This window comes from Exiguobacterium sp. PFWT01 (assembly GCF_018255795.1).
Classification (GTDB): Bacteria; Bacillota; Bacilli; order Exiguobacteriales; family Exiguobacteriaceae; genus Exiguobacterium.
Genome location: NZ_CP073755.1, coordinates 2,289,725 through 2,306,444 on the forward strand (window position 1 = coordinate 2,289,725; position 16,720 = coordinate 2,306,444).

16 protein-coding genes are annotated in these 16,720 nt (G+C 47.6%); all 16 read right to left on the reverse strand.

Annotation, left to right across the window (positions count from 1 at the left end; translation table 11 throughout):
- Positions 1–32: 32 nt before the first annotated feature.
- Complete coding sequence (locus tag KD909_RS11830; protein WP_015880822.1) at positions 33–1,718, reverse strand: b(o/a)3-type cytochrome-c oxidase subunit 1; 1,686 nt, start codon at positions 1,716–1,718, stop codon at positions 33–35.
- Positions 1,719–2,189: a cytochrome c oxidase subunit II gene (locus KD909_RS11835; protein ID WP_015880821.1), complete on the reverse strand. Its 471-nt coding sequence runs from the start codon at positions 2,187–2,189 to the stop codon at positions 1,719–1,721.
- Between the two features lie 25 nt (positions 2,190–2,214).
- The gene (locus tag KD909_RS11840; protein ID WP_224863290.1) at positions 2,215–2,334 is read right to left on the reverse strand and encodes a cytochrome c oxidase subunit 2A; all 120 of its coding nucleotides are present in this window, start codon (positions 2,332–2,334) and stop codon (positions 2,215–2,217) included.
- A gap of 178 nt (positions 2,335–2,512) precedes the next feature.
- The gene (locus KD909_RS11845; RefSeq protein ID WP_015880820.1) at positions 2,513–3,223 is read right to left on the reverse strand and encodes a Crp/Fnr family transcriptional regulator; all 711 of its coding nucleotides are present in this window, start codon (positions 3,221–3,223) and stop codon (positions 2,513–2,515) included.
- 153 nt (positions 3,224–3,376) lie between these two features.
- Positions 3,377–4,762 (reverse strand): aldehyde dehydrogenase, encoded by a 1,386-nt coding sequence (locus KD909_RS11850; protein WP_015880819.1) that lies wholly within the window; start codon positions 4,760–4,762, stop codon positions 3,377–3,379.
- A gap of 150 nt (positions 4,763–4,912) precedes the next feature.
- Positions 4,913–6,058 (reverse strand): MFS transporter, encoded by a 1,146-nt coding sequence (locus KD909_RS11855; RefSeq protein WP_211781663.1) that lies wholly within the window; start codon positions 6,056–6,058, stop codon positions 4,913–4,915.
- Between the two features lie 121 nt (positions 6,059–6,179).
- A complete protein-coding gene (gene deoD, locus KD909_RS11860) occupies positions 6,180–6,893 on the reverse strand; it encodes a purine-nucleoside phosphorylase (protein ID WP_015880817.1) in 714 nt (237 codons plus the stop codon).
- A gap of 15 nt (positions 6,894–6,908) precedes the next feature.
- Entirely contained in the window at positions 6,909–7,619 is a 711-nt protein-coding gene (locus KD909_RS11865) for a response regulator transcription factor (RefSeq protein WP_211781664.1), read from the reverse strand.
- Positions 7,616–9,367: a sensor histidine kinase gene (locus tag KD909_RS11870; protein ID WP_211781665.1), complete on the reverse strand. Its 1,752-nt coding sequence runs from the start codon at positions 9,365–9,367 to the stop codon at positions 7,616–7,618. The genes KD909_RS11865 and KD909_RS11870 overlap by 4 nt, the downstream gene beginning before the upstream one ends.
- Before the next feature lie 103 nt (positions 9,368–9,470).
- Positions 9,471–10,685 (reverse strand): M48 family metallopeptidase, encoded by a 1,215-nt coding sequence (locus KD909_RS11875; protein WP_211781666.1) that lies wholly within the window; start codon positions 10,683–10,685, stop codon positions 9,471–9,473.
- A 98-nt stretch (positions 10,686–10,783) separates the two neighbouring features.
- Complete coding sequence (locus KD909_RS11880; RefSeq protein WP_211781667.1) at positions 10,784–11,884, reverse strand: PQQ-dependent sugar dehydrogenase; 1,101 nt, start codon at positions 11,882–11,884, stop codon at positions 10,784–10,786.
- 37 nt (positions 11,885–11,921) lie between these two features.
- Positions 11,922–13,382 carry an MDR family MFS transporter gene (locus tag KD909_RS11885; protein ID WP_211781668.1) on the reverse strand — a complete coding sequence of 487 codons (1,461 nt, stop codon included), beginning with the start codon at positions 13,380–13,382 and terminating at the stop codon, positions 11,922–11,924.
- A 63-nt stretch (positions 13,383–13,445) separates the two neighbouring features.
- On the reverse strand, positions 13,446–14,165 hold the full coding sequence (locus tag KD909_RS11890) for an ABC transporter ATP-binding protein (protein ID WP_211781669.1): 720 nt from the start codon (positions 14,163–14,165) through the stop codon (positions 13,446–13,448).
- Positions 14,162–14,953: a hypothetical protein gene (locus KD909_RS11895; RefSeq protein ID WP_211781670.1), complete on the reverse strand. Its 792-nt coding sequence runs from the start codon at positions 14,951–14,953 to the stop codon at positions 14,162–14,164. The genes KD909_RS11890 and KD909_RS11895 overlap by 4 nt, the downstream gene beginning before the upstream one ends.
- A gap of 3 nt (positions 14,954–14,956) precedes the next feature.
- The gene (locus KD909_RS11900) at positions 14,957–15,502 is read right to left on the reverse strand and encodes a nitrous oxide reductase accessory protein NosL (RefSeq protein ID WP_211781671.1); all 546 of its coding nucleotides are present in this window, start codon (positions 15,500–15,502) and stop codon (positions 14,957–14,959) included.
- On the reverse strand, positions 15,489–16,673 hold the full coding sequence (locus tag KD909_RS11905; RefSeq protein ID WP_211781672.1) for a right-handed parallel beta-helix repeat-containing protein: 1,185 nt from the start codon (positions 16,671–16,673) through the stop codon (positions 15,489–15,491). Before KD909_RS11905 ends, KD909_RS11900 begins: the two co-directional genes overlap by 14 nt.
- Between the last annotated feature and the right edge of the window lie 47 nt (positions 16,674–16,720).

Here is a 16,720-nt window from a genome sequence, read left to right on the forward strand (position 1 = left end):
AGAAGTCAGCTCACGAATGAGCTGACTTCAGTTTACCAGAGTACCCAACCACGCGCTCCTGGAGGCGCACTCTCAATCAAGTGCCAGATTGGAACGGTGTATGCAAATGCGATCAAGACGAACGTCACGGTAATCCATAGCTTCCAATTCTCGAAGTAACGCGGTGTATCCATCGCCGCCTCTTCTGTCTCGGCGAGCGGGAATTCTTCTTCGCCTTTTGGAGCGAGGAATGACAAGTTGAACATCGAGTAGACGAAGATGAGAACGGAGATGAACAAAATCGTTCCCCCGATTGCCATCATGACATGATATGGGATCCACTCACGCGTCAACGCATCCGAGAAATAAGTTGCCGGACCCGTACGACGTGGGTTCCCGTTCAATCCTGAGATATGCATCGCATACGACATGATGGCCATACCGAACGCCCATGTTCCTGCTTGAATCAATCCAAGCTTGTTCATCGCCTTCGTCAACGTGCGACCGCGTAGGACTGGGACGAGCCAGTACGCTGTTCCGAAGAAGGTTAAGGCGACGGCAGTTCCGACTGTGATGTGGAAGTGTCCTGTGACCCAAAGCGTATTGTGGACCATCGCGTTCAATTGGTGCGACGCGTTGATGATTCCACCTGCACCGGCCGGGATGAAGAACAACATTCCAACGAAAGGAGCAAGGAAGCGAACATCGCCATACGGCATTTTCTTCACCCAACCGAACAATCCTTTCGCGCCGAGCGCACGTCCACGAAGTTCAAACGTCGCAAAGAGCGAGAATGCAGTCATGAATGAAGGGATGACGACCAAGAACGTCAAGATGACTTGAACGAACTTCCAGAACGGTTCAATCCCTGGCTCTGTCAACTGATGGTGGAAACCGACCGGGAATGAGAAGAGTAAGAACAGCAAGAACGCCATCCGCGCCAACGCATCCGAGAAGATTTTCCCACCAATCACTTTCGGTACGACCGTATACCACACGATGTATGCCGGCATGAGCCAGAAATAAACGAGCGGGTGACCGAAGTACCAGAACAATGTACGAGATAACTCGATTCCGACTGTATCCGTCCATCCTAACGAGAGCGGAAGGAGCTGGAATAAAATCGTGGCTGCGACACCAAGTGTCGCAATGTCCCAAAGAAGCATTGTCATGATACTCATATAAGCCGGAAGTGGTGGATGAACACCAGGATTGTCACGCTTGTAATCCGCATACATGCGGAACATCGCGAATGACGACAACCATGTCCCGACTACGAATAACACAAGTCCGACATAGAAGAGCGGATCTGCCATGAGCGGCGCATAAAACGTATATAAGACCGTTCCTTTATTGGCCAAAATCATGACGGTTACCATGACAGCACCGATGATCATCGTCCAAAAACCGAGCCACGCGACACGCGTCGGGAATGATTCAAAGCGACCGAACGATTTCGCGAGTAACGCATATAAAAGACCGATAATGAACATCGTCGTAAAGACGATTCCGAGCATAATCCCGTGAGCCGTTAGTAATTGATAATATCCAAAGATTTCAGGGATGACTCCGGTCCGAATCAACGTTTGAGTCAATCCAGCTAGCGCCCCAATCAAGATGGCGAGAACGGATACGAGAACGTGTCCGTAGGCAAGACGTGCCTCTTTGGCTCCGATACTCGGAACCGGTACGCCGCGCTCCATCTCCCATTGCTTCAGTTTAGATGATACGTCATTCATTTACTCCACCACCTTGATTTTAGTCGACATCATGTGATGCCCTGTACCGCAATATTCGTTACACAAGATTAAAAATTCGCCAGCTTCCTCGAATGTGTACGTCAACGAGTTGATATGTCCCGGAACGATCATCATGTTGACCGGTGTACCCGTCAACTGAAATCCGTGGACGACGTCAGGTGATGTCACGAGGAACGTCACTTTTGCCCCTTTTGGGATTTCAACATTCCCTGGTGTGAACGTAAACGCTTGTGCAATCATGACGAGCTCGTATTCATTTTCACCAATTTGATGAAGTCCTGGTTTGTCGAACGGAGCCGTCTGATTTACTTTTGCCGGGTCAATCAAGTCTGCATCCGATGCGGGTTGATTACCTGCCGCGAATGCGGATACCCCGAGAACAGTCAGGAAGACTGCGAGTAGAATGATGCCGAATGTAAGCCAATATTTTTCTAGTTTATGAATATGCATAATGAAACCCTCCCCCCCTGAATTCTTATCGAGTGACGAATAAGTAAAAGACTGATGACCACATGGCGATGATGACACCCGCCACGATCATGACCGATGTGAACGTCCCTTTTAAATTCGGTTCTTGCCCATCTTTATGTTCCACGTGTAAGACCCCTTTCGCTTGTTTTTCCACCTTTATTGTATGCAATCGCTTAGGTGATAATATGTGATATTTATCACTCCAAAAGTGACAATCACATCAATTTTGCGTAGTTTCAACACATAAAGTTCACATTTGTACAAAACCAATCCACAAAAAAACCGCCTCCACATGGGGCGGTTTATAAACGACATATTCCTGCCGGGCAGCCTTCGCAATGGCACAGCTCTTTTAAAAAGTCGACATCGCGAATGATGATTGATTTCGTTGTTGTGCTGATGACCCCTTCTTTTCGCCACTGACTGATCAACCGATTCACCGTCTCACGCGGTGCACCAATCAACTGTCCGAGTTCTCCATCAGACGGATGACGAGGAATCACGATTGCATCTTCTTCCTCCACTCCATGCATCGCGGCCATTCGAAGTAACGTCGAAGCCAATGCTCCAGGTTTTCCGTACAACAATAAGTCACGCACTTTCATTTCGGAGTGCTTACGCATCATCGATGTCCAGCGCAAGATTTCTCCGGCAAAACGGATATCGCGCTGCATGAGCGACTCTAGCTCTCGTTTTGAAATCGTCCCGATGGTACTCTCTTCGGTCGTTTCGATGCTATACGAACTAGGGAATGTCTCCACGATGTCAAACTCACCAAAGAAATCATCCGATCCATACATGAACATGACGAGTGGATTTCCCTTTTTCGTGATTTTCGTGAATTTGACAGAACCACTCTTCAAGTAAAAGAACTTATCACACTTTTCACCTTCCCAACACACGATACTCGCTTTTGGATGATGTTGAAGCGTCATCATTTCGAGTAACAGCTGTTTCGTTTCGTCTGAGAATACAAAACTGTTCGGTTGGGTCGTTCCACATTGCATTGACATAGGTCGGTGCTCCCTCCACGTTTCATTCGTCCGTTCCATTTATGACTTTATTATACAGGAGTGTGACAGGGAGTATCATAAAAGTATGTGACATTTCAAACAATCTTTTGAAAATAAAAAGATTCGGGTGTGACCCCGAATCTCTTGATCGATTCATCGTTGAATCAGTCGAATCAATTGTTCAGCCGGTTTGAAGTTCGGATACCGGACCGGTAAATCAAATTTCGTCGTATTCTTTAAAATAGACTTCGCATGACTGAACGTCTCAAAACTCGTTCGCCCATGATAAGCTCCCATTCCGCTCTCGCCCACTCCACCGAACGGTAGATTCGGGTTCGTCAAATGCATGATGACATCGTTCACGCACCCGCCACCAAAGGAAAGGTGCTTCATGACGGTTCTCTCCACGTCCTTCGACTCGGTAAAGAGATAGAGCGCCAATGGGTGTGGTCGGTCCGAGATGAACTCGATCACTTCGTCCAATTGACGATATGGAATGACTGGTAAAATCGGACCGAAAATCTCATCTTTCATCACATCAGCATCTTCATGAAGATTCGTCATGACGGTCGGCGCAATTTTAAGCTCATCTCGGTTCGTCTCTCCACCGAACACAAGGTCCCCTTCTGTCAAATAGTGAGACAAACGGTCGAAGTGCGATTCATTGACGATGCGCGTGTATCGTTTCGTGCCGACACCATTCCCAAACATCGCAAACGCCTCTTGTTTAATCGCTTCTAAAAATGCGTCTTGTTGCGATTCGTGGACGAGTACATAGTCCGGTGCGACACATGTTTGTCCGGCGTTCATCCATTTCCCCCAGGCGACACGTTTTGCCGCAATGGAGACGTTCGCATCTCCGTGAACGATGACTGGTGATTTCCCACCTAGTTCGAGCGTGACTGGTGTCAGATGTTTCGCTGCCGCCTGATTGACGATTCGACCGACTTGCGTCGATCCCGTGAAGAAGATATAGTCCCATTTTTGTGCCAACAGCTCTTGCGCTGTGTCTTTATCCCCTTCGACACTTGCCACATATCGATCGGTGAAGGCACGCTCGAGCACCTGTGTCAGGACACGCGCAACATTCGGCGTCAATTCTGAAGGTTTGACAACGGCTGTATTCCCGGCCGCAATCGCGCCGATAAGCGGCGCAACAGCCAATTGGAATGGATAGTTCCACGGAGCGATGATTAACACCGTACCGTATGGCTCATATTGAATCTCACTCTTCATTCCAAGATGGATGGCCGTTCCGCGGACACGCTTCGGACGCATCCACCGCTTCAATTCACGCGTCGTTCGTGAAATCTCGTCGTAAATAAATCCGATTTCCGTCGTGTATGCATCCAGTTCAGACTTGTTCAAATCTTCGCGAAGCGCCTCTAGCAAATCCGCTTCATAATGCTTGATGGACTCCTTTAAAAACGTCAGCATGCTCAAACGAAATGCCATCGATTTTGTCGCCTGCGTTTTAAAGAAGCGGCGCTGTTTTTGGACTAGCTCGTCAATCGTCAACTGTTCAATCGGTGCCAGCATGAACTTTCCTCCTTATGATTCATCACATTGATTTCATTGTATCATCGCGTGAAAAGCGAATCTAAAAAAACGCTTTCATCGATTCACTACATACAAAACGTTTAAATGTTTAAACGTTTAATCATAGAGTAATCGATTGCTTCCTTCGTGTCAAAACATCCGTACTCTTTTTCGCGCACTGATGAGAAAGAGCAGACTTGCGCTCCCTAAAATCAATCCGGTCAGTGTGAACTGCTGGACGGTCGAGAGTGGAAGAACACTTAAAAATGATGACCCCGCTACCGTTCCGAGAGAGAAAAAAGCATAAAACGCCCCATATGCTTTTCCTCGATTTTGTGGAGAGGTCGATTGGATCAACAACGTATTGATGGCCGGGAATAAAATCGCAAACCCGATGCCATATAAGGCAAGTACCCCATATAGGCTCGTTTCTACACCAGATTGTCCAATTAACACCTGGCTCGTCCCGATGATGGCCACCCCAAGTGCGGTCAACTTTGTTGGCGAGAATCGATCGAACAATCGATTCGTCGGTAATAAAAAGAACAGGACGGCGACCACGCCGAACATACTAAGTAGCGTCCCACTCAACCTCGAATCGTATCCAAGTTCCTGTACGTGGAGCGGTAGTAAAAAGGCGAGTGCCCCTTGAGAAAACATGAGGAAGAAAGCACCCCAATAGGCCCGAATGACTTTCGAATCCGGCTTTTCCTGTGTCCTCTCTTTTTCTCTTATTGTTTCGACCGTTTGACTTCCTCGCATCGTCACAATCGTCACGACGAGAATCACCCAACCAAATAAAGAGACGAATAAAAAGACAGTCGGTGGCGATGTGATGCTAGCGACGATCCCGCTGAACGCTGGGCCGATGATGGCAGCTAACCCGACGAAACTACCGGTAATGGCGACTTTCTTACCTTGACGGTTCATCGCGGTGACGTTCGCCGACAGCGTAAATGCAGCTGGGACGATGAGCCCGGCCATAAAGCCGTGAACACACCGTACAAACAGCAACATGGATGCTGAGTCGACGAATTGATAAGCCAGTAAACTGAAGCTCGTCAGAAACAAGCCGAGAACCAAAACCCGATACGGACCACTCCTGTCAGTCCATATACCGGATAACATATTTCCAAACGTGTTCGTCAACGAATAGATCGCAATGGACAAGCCAGCGATAAACGAAGATGCGCCAACGGATACCGCAAACGTGCTCATGATCGGAAGTTGGGCGAACAAATCAAAAAAGGCAAAAAATACGATGGCATATAATATAAAACGTGGTGGAGTTTTCATCGGACAATTCCTCTTTCCCGTGATCTTATTCTTAGTCTAGCTGGAGCTCCAACCGTTTCATAGGGATGAATGGGTTTAGACACAAAAAATCCCTACAGCCAGAGGCTATAGGGAAAATCGCTTAGTTTGTCACTTCGACGGCTGTGTCGAGAGCGACACGAATCATTTCATCGAACGTCGATTGACGCTCTTCTGAAGTCGTCTCTTCACCCGTCAACAAGTGGTCAGAGATCGTGAGGATCGTCAACGCGTTCACTTTGTGTTTCGCGGCAAGGGTGTAAAGACCTGCTGCTTCCATCTCGATTGCGAGGCAACCGAAATCCGCCCATTTCTTGAAGTGATGGAAATCATCTTGATAGAATTGGTCGGCCGTGAAAATTTGTCCGACTTTGACCGGGATACCCGCTTTTTCTGCATTCATATACGCACGATGTAGGAGGTCGAACGTCGCTGTTGGCGCATAGTCCATTCCGTTGAAACGGACACGGTTTTGTCCCATTTCACTTGATGCGCTCATCGCGATAACAACGTCACGTACCTTAACATCTTCTTGAATTCCGCCCGCTGTTCCGACACGGATCAAGTTTTTAGCACCGTACGACATGATGAGTTCGTTCACGTAAATCGACATCGATGGGACACCCATCCCTGTACCTTGCACTGAGATGCGTTTTCCTTTGTATGTTCCCGTGAAGCCGTACATGCCACGAACTTCGTTATATAATTCGACGTCTTCTAAAAACGTTTCCGCGATATACTTGGCGCGAAGCGGATCCCCTGGAAGTAATACCGTTTCTGCAATTTGTCCTTCTTGAGCTCCAATGTGTACACTCATGTTTGAATTCCTCCTTTAAGCTTGTCGTTGAACTTGTTCCCGAAATTCGTTCGGAGTAACACCGACTTGTTTTTTAAAGACCTTTCGGAAATATTTGTCGTCCGAAAAGCCGACTGCTTGGGCGACTTCATAGATACGCTGTCTACTCGTTTCTAACAGGCGCTTTGCTTCGTTCATCCGAATCGTCAACACGTACTCAGATAGATTCACGCCATATTGTTGTTTAAATCGTCGTGAGATATACTCTCGACTTAAGTAAAACCGTTCACTCATCCCTTGCAAACTCAGTTCTTCCGCAAAGTGTTGTTCAATATACGTCCCGATTTGGGCAATCGGATCTTCACTCGACTCCTTCAACACGTCCGCTAACGCGCGTGACAATGTATCGTTTAATACATCGGGGTCGATCGGCTTTAACAGATAATCAAAGCTTCCATATTGGATGGCCCGACGCATGTACGAATATTCATCGTAACCTGTCAACACAACGAGCTTAGAGAATGAAGCGTGGTCGTGTACCCACTCCATCAGCTCGATTCCATCACAATGTGGCATTTGAATATCCGATAGAATTAAAGCCGGTCGCTCCTGCTCGATGAGCGCCTTTGCCTCAAGTCCGTTCTTCGCCTCGAGTACGGCCTTCACACCGAACCGCTCCCATTCGCCGAGTAATTTTACCGCTTCCCTTACCGGAGATTCATCATCTACAATCAACACTTTCGTCATGATGCCACCCCTTCATCCGTTGCCGGGAAACGCATCATGATTCGAAAACCGCCTGTTTCAGGTGTAGCCAACATAAATTCTGCCTCCCGATTATAGTTTAACATGAGTCGATCACGAATGTTTCGTAATCCTGTACCCTCTGTGTCATAAAATGTCGAGTCCCCTTGTTCAATACGTGACATGACCCGTTCCCACTCTTCCGTCGTCAAAGAACGTCCACTATTCTCACAGCGAATCACGAGTGTCGCCCCTTCCATCCAAATCATCACGTCAAATCGATTCGCCAACGCCGATCCGTCTCGCTCGAACCCATGTTTGAAAAAGTTCTCTGCGAGCGGCTGTAAAATCATCTTAGGAACAATCAGTTCATGAAGGTCCTCAGGGACTGAGACGCTCACTTGAAACTGATTTGGAAAACGTACGTCTTGCAGGCGAATGTATGAGTTCAAATGCTCGATTTCTCTCTTTAGCGTGACCATCGACTCTTCAGGATGCATCGTATATCGCATCATCGAAGAGAGTTGTGTGATCAATCGATAGACGGTTTTGCCATCTCCCTTTAAAGCGAGTGTACCAATCGACTGTAACGCATTGAATAAGAAATGCGGATTGGTCTGCGCCTGTAAGGCACGTAGTTCATTCGTTCGGTTCTCTAAGGCAAGCTTATACTCCCGTTGAATCAGATCATCGATTCGCTCAATCATCCGCTTGAACTGTTTCCCGAGTACGCCGAACTCATCATTTCCAAGGGAATCGAACGAGACCGTCATATCGCCTTGCTCAATTCGCCAAATGTTCGAGGTCAACGTCTTGATTGGAGTCGTCAGTTTCATCGAGGCGTACGTGGCGCCGATCAACGCCAGAATGAGGGAGATGATTCCGACTAACAAAATAATGAACGATGTTCGTGAAGCCGGCTCCGTCAAGAGCTGATCTGGAATCGACTTCCCGACATAGAATTGCTGATGGTCGAACTCAAATGTTTTCGTGATTTGATGATGATTTCCATCGGTCGAGAGCGATCTCGGTTGAAACGACGAAGGAATCTCGCCATCTCCAAGATGGGCGAACACACGATTGTCCTCACCAACGAACCATAGACTTTCCTCCGGACTATTTTGAAGAGAAGCCAACTGTCCGATGAACAGATCTTCCGGGATATCGAGCGACAGAATCGCGAGCGGTTCGTCCGTTTCAATTTTATCGAGTCTGAAATGGAGGGTGACGACATCTTCTTGTGTCATGATTGGTCCGAAATCATGATACGGAATGAGCGGATGTGACGCTTCAAGCAGGACGCGACTTTTCGAATTATTCAACAACTGTCGTTGGACAGCGCTCGGCTCTTTTTTGGAGCGTGGTGATACTTTCATTTTATACGCTGCGAATGAATCCATGTCTTCAAGCATCAACAGCTGAATTTGGGCCACGTCTTCCCGGGACAAATACATCGCGAGGAGCGCTCGACGCACTTCAATCTCCGTTTCTCTCAACGACAGGCCCGGTCCGTATTCCAATATGTCCAATACGTCACGATCCGCGTATAGGCTCGTCGGCAAGCGACTCAAGTCAGAGATATAGCGTTCCATCTGACGCGTCCCCCGTTCAAGCGACCATTCCGTCATTTCAAGACCGCGTTCACGTTCTCGATCCTCTACATACCAAAATGAAATGATTGTCGCAATAATGACTGGGACGATGATGGTTAATGCAATCATTCCCGTTAACTTTGTCCGAATGCTATTCACCGATATCCCCCCTACTCCATGAGTATATCACGCGTTATGCAAACGTTTGCAAAAATCCTAAAAAAGAATCCTCATTTCTTTCGAAACAAGGATTACGCGATCATTAATAGGATTCCATTAAATCAATGAGTTGCGGCCCGTGTCCCATTTCTCGCGCCACATCAATCGGTGTCATCCCTTCTTCGTTCTCGATGGTCACGTCTGCACCGTGATCAAGTAAGAGACGGACCGTCTCAGGATCGATGTCGTCATTATAGAACAAGTTATGGAGTGGTGTTTCCCCATATTCGTCTTGAATGTTCACATCCGTCACGTTTGCCAATTCCGCTTCAATTTCTTCATAACTCGCATTCATGAACGTCAATTCTTGAATCGGTTCTCCTAATTCCATTTCCCAATCCTCTTCGAAATCTTCGCTCATTGCCGATGCGACAAAGTCAGATAAATCATCGTTCATGACGAGTACGGCGATGATTGCCCCGTTTCCGATGACAGTCAATAGAATCATCGAAATGATGGAGGCTTTCACATACCCTGCTGTTTTAAAGACCGGTACGTTTTCTTCACCGGCATGTGTCGCAATCGCCGCGATACGTTTCGGTAATGTTGGATGCGTCGACAACAATTCACTATATTTCGCGATGAATCCGTTCTCCCGGCTCGCTTCATACAGATAGTCAAACTCATTCACTTCTTTCGCGAGCGGTCCCCCGATCGCAAGTACGGTCAACGCTCGTTTCGCCGCTCCAAAATCTTGAAGATAATGCGCCGCCATCCGGTCACACGTATATTCACAAGCACGCGAATAAGCAGATCCTAAAAACGGAATGATGCTACCAAGTAAGACAACCCATTGTTTTTGAACGTGGTTGCGACGAATATGTGCCAATTCATGTGCGATGACAAACTCGACTTCTTTCGTCTGTCCAGTACGTGTCAATTCCACGACATCAGAATATAAGATGACCATATTCTTTTGGAAGAATCGCGTGGCGAAAGCATTTAACACGCCACCTGCTTGTAAGATATACACATCTGGCAACAAACGAATCCCCATCTCAGCCCCGACGCGTTGAACCAGTTCATGAAGCTCTGCGAACTGACGAGGCGTCACCTTGACACCGTTCGTCCGAATATATCCGATTTGAATCCAGTGCGTAAACATTGAAAGTGCTACGATTGTCCCGATGATCCACAAGAAAAGACCGAATGATGCAATTGTCAGTACGATTCCTAAAATCAAGACGAGTACGCTTGCTGCGACTAATAATGAGAAGTATAAATTTTCTCGTTTATGTACCAAGTTTGAATGATTCATCTAAATTCCCCTTCTTTTTCCAAAATACATGTTTAATTATACCGTTCCTTCCAGAAGAAACAACGAAAAAAAATAGAAACTGACGGATTCGTCAGTTTCTAGCGGATGGTCACTTGATAGAGTTTGTCGTCTTGTGATTGTGGATTGCCTCGTCCGTCCGTATTGTTCGAAATAAAATACAACGTATCGTCGTCCAACCACACATCCCGAATGCGTCCGACGCCTTCGACAATTGTCGTGACTTGCTTCGTTTCACGATCGATGGCAACGAGCCGCTCGTTCCGTAGTGTCGCCATGTAAACGTACCGTTCATCGGTCGCAATACCAGACGGTGCCCAAGACGTCTCACCGACTTCGAACCATGGCGTGACCAGACCTTCTCGTTCCTCATTCGCCTCAATGAGTGGCCATCCATAATTGTTACCTTCTTCAATCACGTTGACCTCGTCATGTCCACTCGCCCCATGCTCACTCGCATAAAGCGTATCATCCATCCGGCTGAGTCCTTGAGGATTCCGATGACCTAGCGAGTAAATCCAGTCGGTCGGTTCCCCTTCACCCGATAATGGAATTCGTAAAATCTTCCCTGCCAAAGAGGATTCGTCTTGTGCAAGTTCTGGCACGAGCGCATCGCCCGTTGTCACCCAAAGATACGCTCCATCGACTAATAGACGTCCGCCGTTATGGAAACGTGCCCCTGGTATCTCGTCAATCAAGACGCCCGTTTCCTCGAAACGTTCCCCGTCCCACGTCAACTCCACGACCCGGTTCTTGACGTCTCTTCCTGATAAGCCGTACGTATGATATGCGTAAAGGATTCCGCTCGACTCAAAATCGTCGCTCAGCGCGATGCCAAGGAGTCCTCCTTCACCAATCTCAAATACGTCTTCGTCCAAGTTCACGGCAGATTGCGTCACGCGACCGGAATCATCGATTACCGCGATGGTTCCCCCACGTTCCGAAACGAACCATTCGTCCGCACTTCGAGCGAGTGACCACGGGATCTCTAGATTTTCAGCGATGGCGGTCACTTCCCCGATGTTCAGTTCCGTCTCTTCAGTGGTGTTCGATTCTTCAGATGTTGCCGACTCATCACGAGTCGATTCTTCAGCAGGTGGTGGCTCCGTACCCTCGTTCGTCGGTTCTGGCGTACATCCCATAAGAAACAATAGTGTCACAATCCCGATTTGACGTTTCATGTCGGTTCGCCTCCCTTTCCTTCATCATACCCTTGTTTTACGAGCGCTGTGAAGGTTCCGGTGGGCGGGCCGGCAAACGGGTTGCGATGATGAATGCAATCCCGGCTGCAATCATCGCCCCGATGAAGATACTGTTTAGTCCGGTCGCAATAATCTGTTCACCTTGCAGACGGACAGAGGCGCTTAATGTCTCCGTCACGCTTTGATTGAAGAAGTCTTCCAAAGACACTTGGGATAACGCACTACTTTCTTTAAAGTCGTTGAGCACGACAAAGTTAAAGACGGCTCCAAACACTGCTACACCGAGCGTTTGTCCGACCGTGCTTAAGAAGGAATTGGTCGCGGTCGCCGTTCCTCGTTGCTGATAGGAAACGACGGTTTGCAAGACGACGATAAACATCGGCTGCGACAATCCGAACCCTACCCCAATTAAAGCCACCGCACCATAAACCCACAAATCCGAGCTTGATTGAGATAAGAGTGTCAACGTGAGGGTTCCGATGACGAGTAGCCCCATACCAATCATCGCGCGACGTCTCGGGGATGCCACACCGAGTGTCCGTCCTCCGATAATCGATGTGAATGTCCATGCAACAGACAACGGCATCAACATGAATCCAGCCTCGGTCGCTGTTTTCCCTAATACGGCTTGCGCCCAAATTGGGATGTAAGCCGACATCGAAACGAGCACCCAAGCCGCAAAAAAGACAGAGCCGTTGATGGCAGCAATCGTTGGTTGCTTGAGCAAATCAAACGGCAATAACGGAGAGGATGCTCTTCTTTCCGATAGGAAGAATCCTCCTAACAAAACAAGACTAAGTATGCCACTCCCGACGATGGCCGTCGTCCATTCATTCGTTTCACTGAACGTGATCAAGGCGTATAAAAACGCGGTCGTTCCTCCAGCGAACAAAAGAGCACCTTTCAAATCAATCCGTTCGCTCGTTTCTGCGACGGTCTCTTTATAAAAGACGATAATCATGATGAACGAGAGTAACGCAAATGGCACGTTTAGTAAGAAAACGTAACGCCAAGACAACGTTTCGACCAAAAATCCACCGATGACGGGACCGAGCACACCCGATACACCCCAGACCGCACTTAGAATCCCTTGAATTTTCCCACGCTCTTCATATTTATATAAATCACCAATAATCGTCATCGAAATCGGAAGCACGGCTCCGGCCCCGAGACCTTGCAGCGCCCGAAAGACAATGAGTTGTTCCATCGATGTCGCTAACCCACATAACAATGAAGACACGGTGAACAACCCGATTCCAAACAACAGGACGCGCTTTCGCCCGAACAAGTCTGCCACTTTTCCATAAATCGGTGTCGAAACCGCCGTAAAGAGTAAGAAGGCGGCAAATACCCAGCTGACGAGCGTCGCCCCGTTCAACTCACTGGCGATGACCGGTGTCGCAACCGAAACGACTGTCCCTTCAATCGCTGCTAAAAAGGTTGCCAGTAAGAGGGCAACCGTCACATTTTTTCTCATTCGTTCCATCTCCCCAAAAAAATAGTGGCGTCGGAAGGTTCCGAGCACCACTTCAACTGTCTATTATTTTGTGCGAGCCGCGTCCATTTGACAAGTGTCATCTTTCGATTCGAAAAAGAATTCTCTTAGTCGTTCATATGCGGCTTGTTCTTCTTGGACATATACCTTCCCACAAACAGCACCCGCTCGCATCATCCAGACCTCATCTGCCAACATGGCTGCGACGTCAAGTTGATGAGTTGAAAATACAATGGTCGTCCCTCGCTCCGCCTCTTCACGTAATAAATCTTGAAGCATTCGCATCCAGATCGGGTCGAGGCCATTCGTCGGTTCATCCAACAACAAGATGTCTGGTTCGCTTACAAGAGCTTGAGACAACAAGAGACGTTGCCGCATCCCTTTTGAGAGTTCGGAGACGCGCTTTCGTTTATGCTCGTACAGACCGACTCGTTTTAAAATATCCAGAGTCGGATGTGCCCCTTGCAAGGTAGCGTAGTAGATAAATGTCTCCTCAACTGTCCATGCCTCATCAAAATAGAAATCATCCGGCATATAGCCAAAACTTTCATTATATTTCGCTCGTTGTTTAATCGTATAACCATTCAATTGAATGGTGCCGGTACTCGGTTTGATGGTGCCGTTCATCAGGTTCAATAGCGTCGATTTTCCGGCACCATTGCTTCCGCACAGCGCCACGATTTTCCCTGAGATGATGTCTTCACAAATGGGATGGAGCGACCACGTATCGTCATATTTTTTTCCTACGTCTATACAGTGGATCATGATGTTTTCCTCCAAACGACTTTCGAAGCAAGCGATAACAAGAAACCACTTGCCGTAAGCAAGCTCAACCAGACTCCAGCATATCCAATCGGTCGATGCATCCAATTCAACAGATGGAGATAGACATCCCCAAACACATCTGAAGAGGATACAATCGTACTGGCCCATACACGCATCAAATCAAATCCATTCAGAAACAGCGCCACAATCATGCCGTTCACTTGCATACCGTAAGGAAGCCAGGAAACGATGGTCACGAGAATCGTCGGCCATAATAGTACGAGGACGACCCACGTTAAAAAGGCGAGTAACATAGCCCGAATTCTTGTACGACCGAATAGTCCGATCAACGTACCGAGTGCCGTCGCATACATCGTTAATCCAGTCGCGTAAGCAAACAGGATGATCCACGTTGTAAACGATTGAACGACGACGAGTGATGCGATGAAGAATGCTAATAATAGAACGAGTACTTGTGTAACCAAAAATGAACTGAAGCGGATGAAAATGAATTTCCACTTTGAATAGGTAAATGTCGAGAGCAAGTTAAGTCGCTTCGATTCCTGTTCCTGTCCCCAATGAATCGCCGTAGTCAGTAAGATGAAAAGCGGAAGTAACAGACCGAGCACCGTGATCAGCGTTGCACTGACGTTCGTGTAGTCCGCAGCAACCGGTAGTGCTTGTCCGAGTCCTCCGAGTAGAACGAGCGTGAGAATCCATATAACTAAGAATACATAGTTCTCACGCTGTCTCAGACTCCGCGCCCATTCCATTCGCCACAGTGACATCGATTATTGCCCTTCTTCTTCTGTATCCATGTCCATTTCGCTATCTTGATCCATTGAGCCTTCGCCATCCATTTTCATGTGCATCTCGCCGCGCTCCCATGAATGGTCTTTCAATTGATCGAAGTCCATCATATCTCCACCATTCTCTTCGATATAGGCTTCAGCATCAGCCGCTTTTGCGAACGAGAGAATATTGTACGCCATTGGTGTTTTCGACTCTTTGTCGTACACGAACATCGCTTCGTCTAATTCGACCCAATCTTTCGTATTGAAATCTTTCACGTACATCGCAGCAATATCTTCTTCTTTTTGTTCAGGATACCAATCACGCATGAGACAACCGATGTCATCAAACGCATATCCCTTTTCATTTTCCATGATGGCTTCCGCTGCGAACTGCTTATCCATGATTTTCATTTTACACACTTCGCACTCTGTTTCGCCCCATTTAATTTCAAACGGTTCTGCCGATGCACTCGAACATGCCCCGAGTGCCAATGATAGTCCTGCGATAGATAATAATCCTGCTACTTGTTTATACGATTTCATATCGCTTCCTCCCAAATATCCAAATGATAATAAGTAAAAGGATACTCCCTAAATTCCAAATCGAACCGCTCCACTCCCACCTTGCTGTATAGGTTTGCGGTGAAAGGTCAGTCAACGATACATCGTCCGGACTTCTCAGAATGTTTTCTAACAGGAGAAGTCCCGGGGACCCGTACAATAATTCTAGCGCTTCATATGAATCGGTTAATAAGAACAGATACGGATCGGTCTGAAATGGAATCTCGCTATACCCGTCACGATTTAGGTCCAACGTCGTCCCACCCCAGACATTTCCTTGTACAACGTTGTCATGCGACTCGACCATCGTCACCGGTTCACGATTTCCTAACAGGTTATTTTGAAGAATCATCATCCCCGTCGCTTGTTTAAATTGAAAACCGATATCGTTGCCGTTAATCGTATTCCGTTCAAGAATCGTTCCTGCCGACTGCTCCGCGAACAAGCCGATATGATTTCCAGATACATTCGTCATCTCGATGGTCGTGTCGATTGCCTCATAGAGCATCAGCCCCGTCGCCGTTCCACCGAACTGGTCGTGTACATTCCCATTTTTTAAGACGACTCGATTCGTTCCCATAATCATCGCACCGGTCAAATTATGATGGAGTTCGGGCACCGAAATCACCACGTCAGTCGGAAACATCAAGTGAATGCCGTAGCGTGAATGCGAAACGACCGGTCGAACGATTGTGTGCCGAGATCCATTCTCTATGTATATCCCGTCTCTCACTCTCTTCACTACAACTCCACGCAGTTCGGTCGCCTCACTATCAAGGAGCACCATCCCATCCGCCTGTCCATTCCCGTCAATGGACATTCGTGTGACTCGAACTCCATAACTATCCTCAATCAATAGTCCAGTACCAGCGGACTCGATCGACACATCAAGCAGTTGATGTCCGAGACCAGATACTTGGATGGCTGGTACATCGTCGTTCTCACATTGTTGTACTGATACACGTTCGAGAACAGCACCGGTTCCACGCATGATAAATGCGGGATGGCCACAACTCGTATATGTTTTTCCGTCTCCATCCACATGCTCATTCGACTCAATGACGATGGGTTCAGTCAACGGAATCGAGTGTTCTTCCGCCTCTACCTGTGTTGCCCAACACAAAAATAGGATACAAGTCAATATTCGTTTCATGCCCCCTCCTTCTCATAAGCGCTTACAACATCCATTCTACTGAAACC

What these genes read in the sequence shown, in the direction of transcription:
- KD909_RS11830 (WP_015880822.1), bottom strand. Translation starts at nt 1,718, where the DNA reads ATGAATGACGTATCATCTAAACTGAAGCAATGGGAGATGGAGCGCGGC.
- deoD (WP_015880817.1), bottom strand. Translation starts at nt 6,893, where the DNA reads ATGAGTGTACACATTGGAGCTCAAGAAGGACAAATTGCAGAAACGGTA.
- KD909_RS11875 (WP_211781666.1), bottom strand. Translation starts at nt 10,685, where the DNA reads ATGAATCATTCAAACTTGGTACATAAACGAGAAAATTTATACTTCTCA.
- KD909_RS11895 (WP_211781670.1), bottom strand. Translation starts at nt 14,953, where the DNA reads ATGTCACTGTGGCGAATGGAATGGGCGCGGAGTCTGAGACAGCGTGAG.
- KD909_RS11890 (WP_211781669.1), bottom strand. Translation starts at nt 14,165, where the DNA reads ATGATCCACTGTATAGACGTAGGAAAAAAATATGACGATACGTGGTCG.
- KD909_RS11855 (WP_211781663.1), bottom strand. Translation starts at nt 6,058, where the DNA reads ATGAAAACTCCACCACGTTTTATATTATATGCCATCGTATTTTTTGCC.
- KD909_RS11845 (WP_015880820.1), bottom strand. Translation starts at nt 3,223, where the DNA reads ATGTCAATGCAATGTGGAACGACCCAACCGAACAGTTTTGTATTCTCA.
- KD909_RS11880 (WP_211781667.1), bottom strand. Translation starts at nt 11,884, where the DNA reads ATGAAACGTCAAATCGGGATTGTGACACTATTGTTTCTTATGGGATGT.
- KD909_RS11850 (WP_015880819.1), bottom strand. Translation starts at nt 4,762, where the DNA reads ATGCTGGCACCGATTGAACAGTTGACGATTGACGAGCTAGTCCAAAAA.
- KD909_RS11900 (WP_211781671.1), bottom strand. Translation starts at nt 15,502, where the DNA reads ATGAAATCGTATAAACAAGTAGCAGGATTATTATCTATCGCAGGACTA.
- KD909_RS11885 (WP_211781668.1), bottom strand. Translation starts at nt 13,382, where the DNA reads ATGAGAAAAAATGTGACGGTTGCCCTCTTACTGGCAACCTTTTTAGCA.
- KD909_RS11835 (WP_015880821.1), bottom strand. Translation starts at nt 2,189, where the DNA reads ATGCATATTCATAAACTAGAAAAATATTGGCTTACATTCGGCATCATT.
- KD909_RS11905 (WP_211781672.1), bottom strand. Translation starts at nt 16,673, where the DNA reads ATGAAACGAATATTGACTTGTATCCTATTTTTGTGTTGGGCAACACAG.
- KD909_RS11865 (WP_211781664.1), bottom strand. Translation starts at nt 7,619, where the DNA reads ATGACGAAAGTGTTGATTGTAGATGATGAATCTCCGGTAAGGGAAGCG.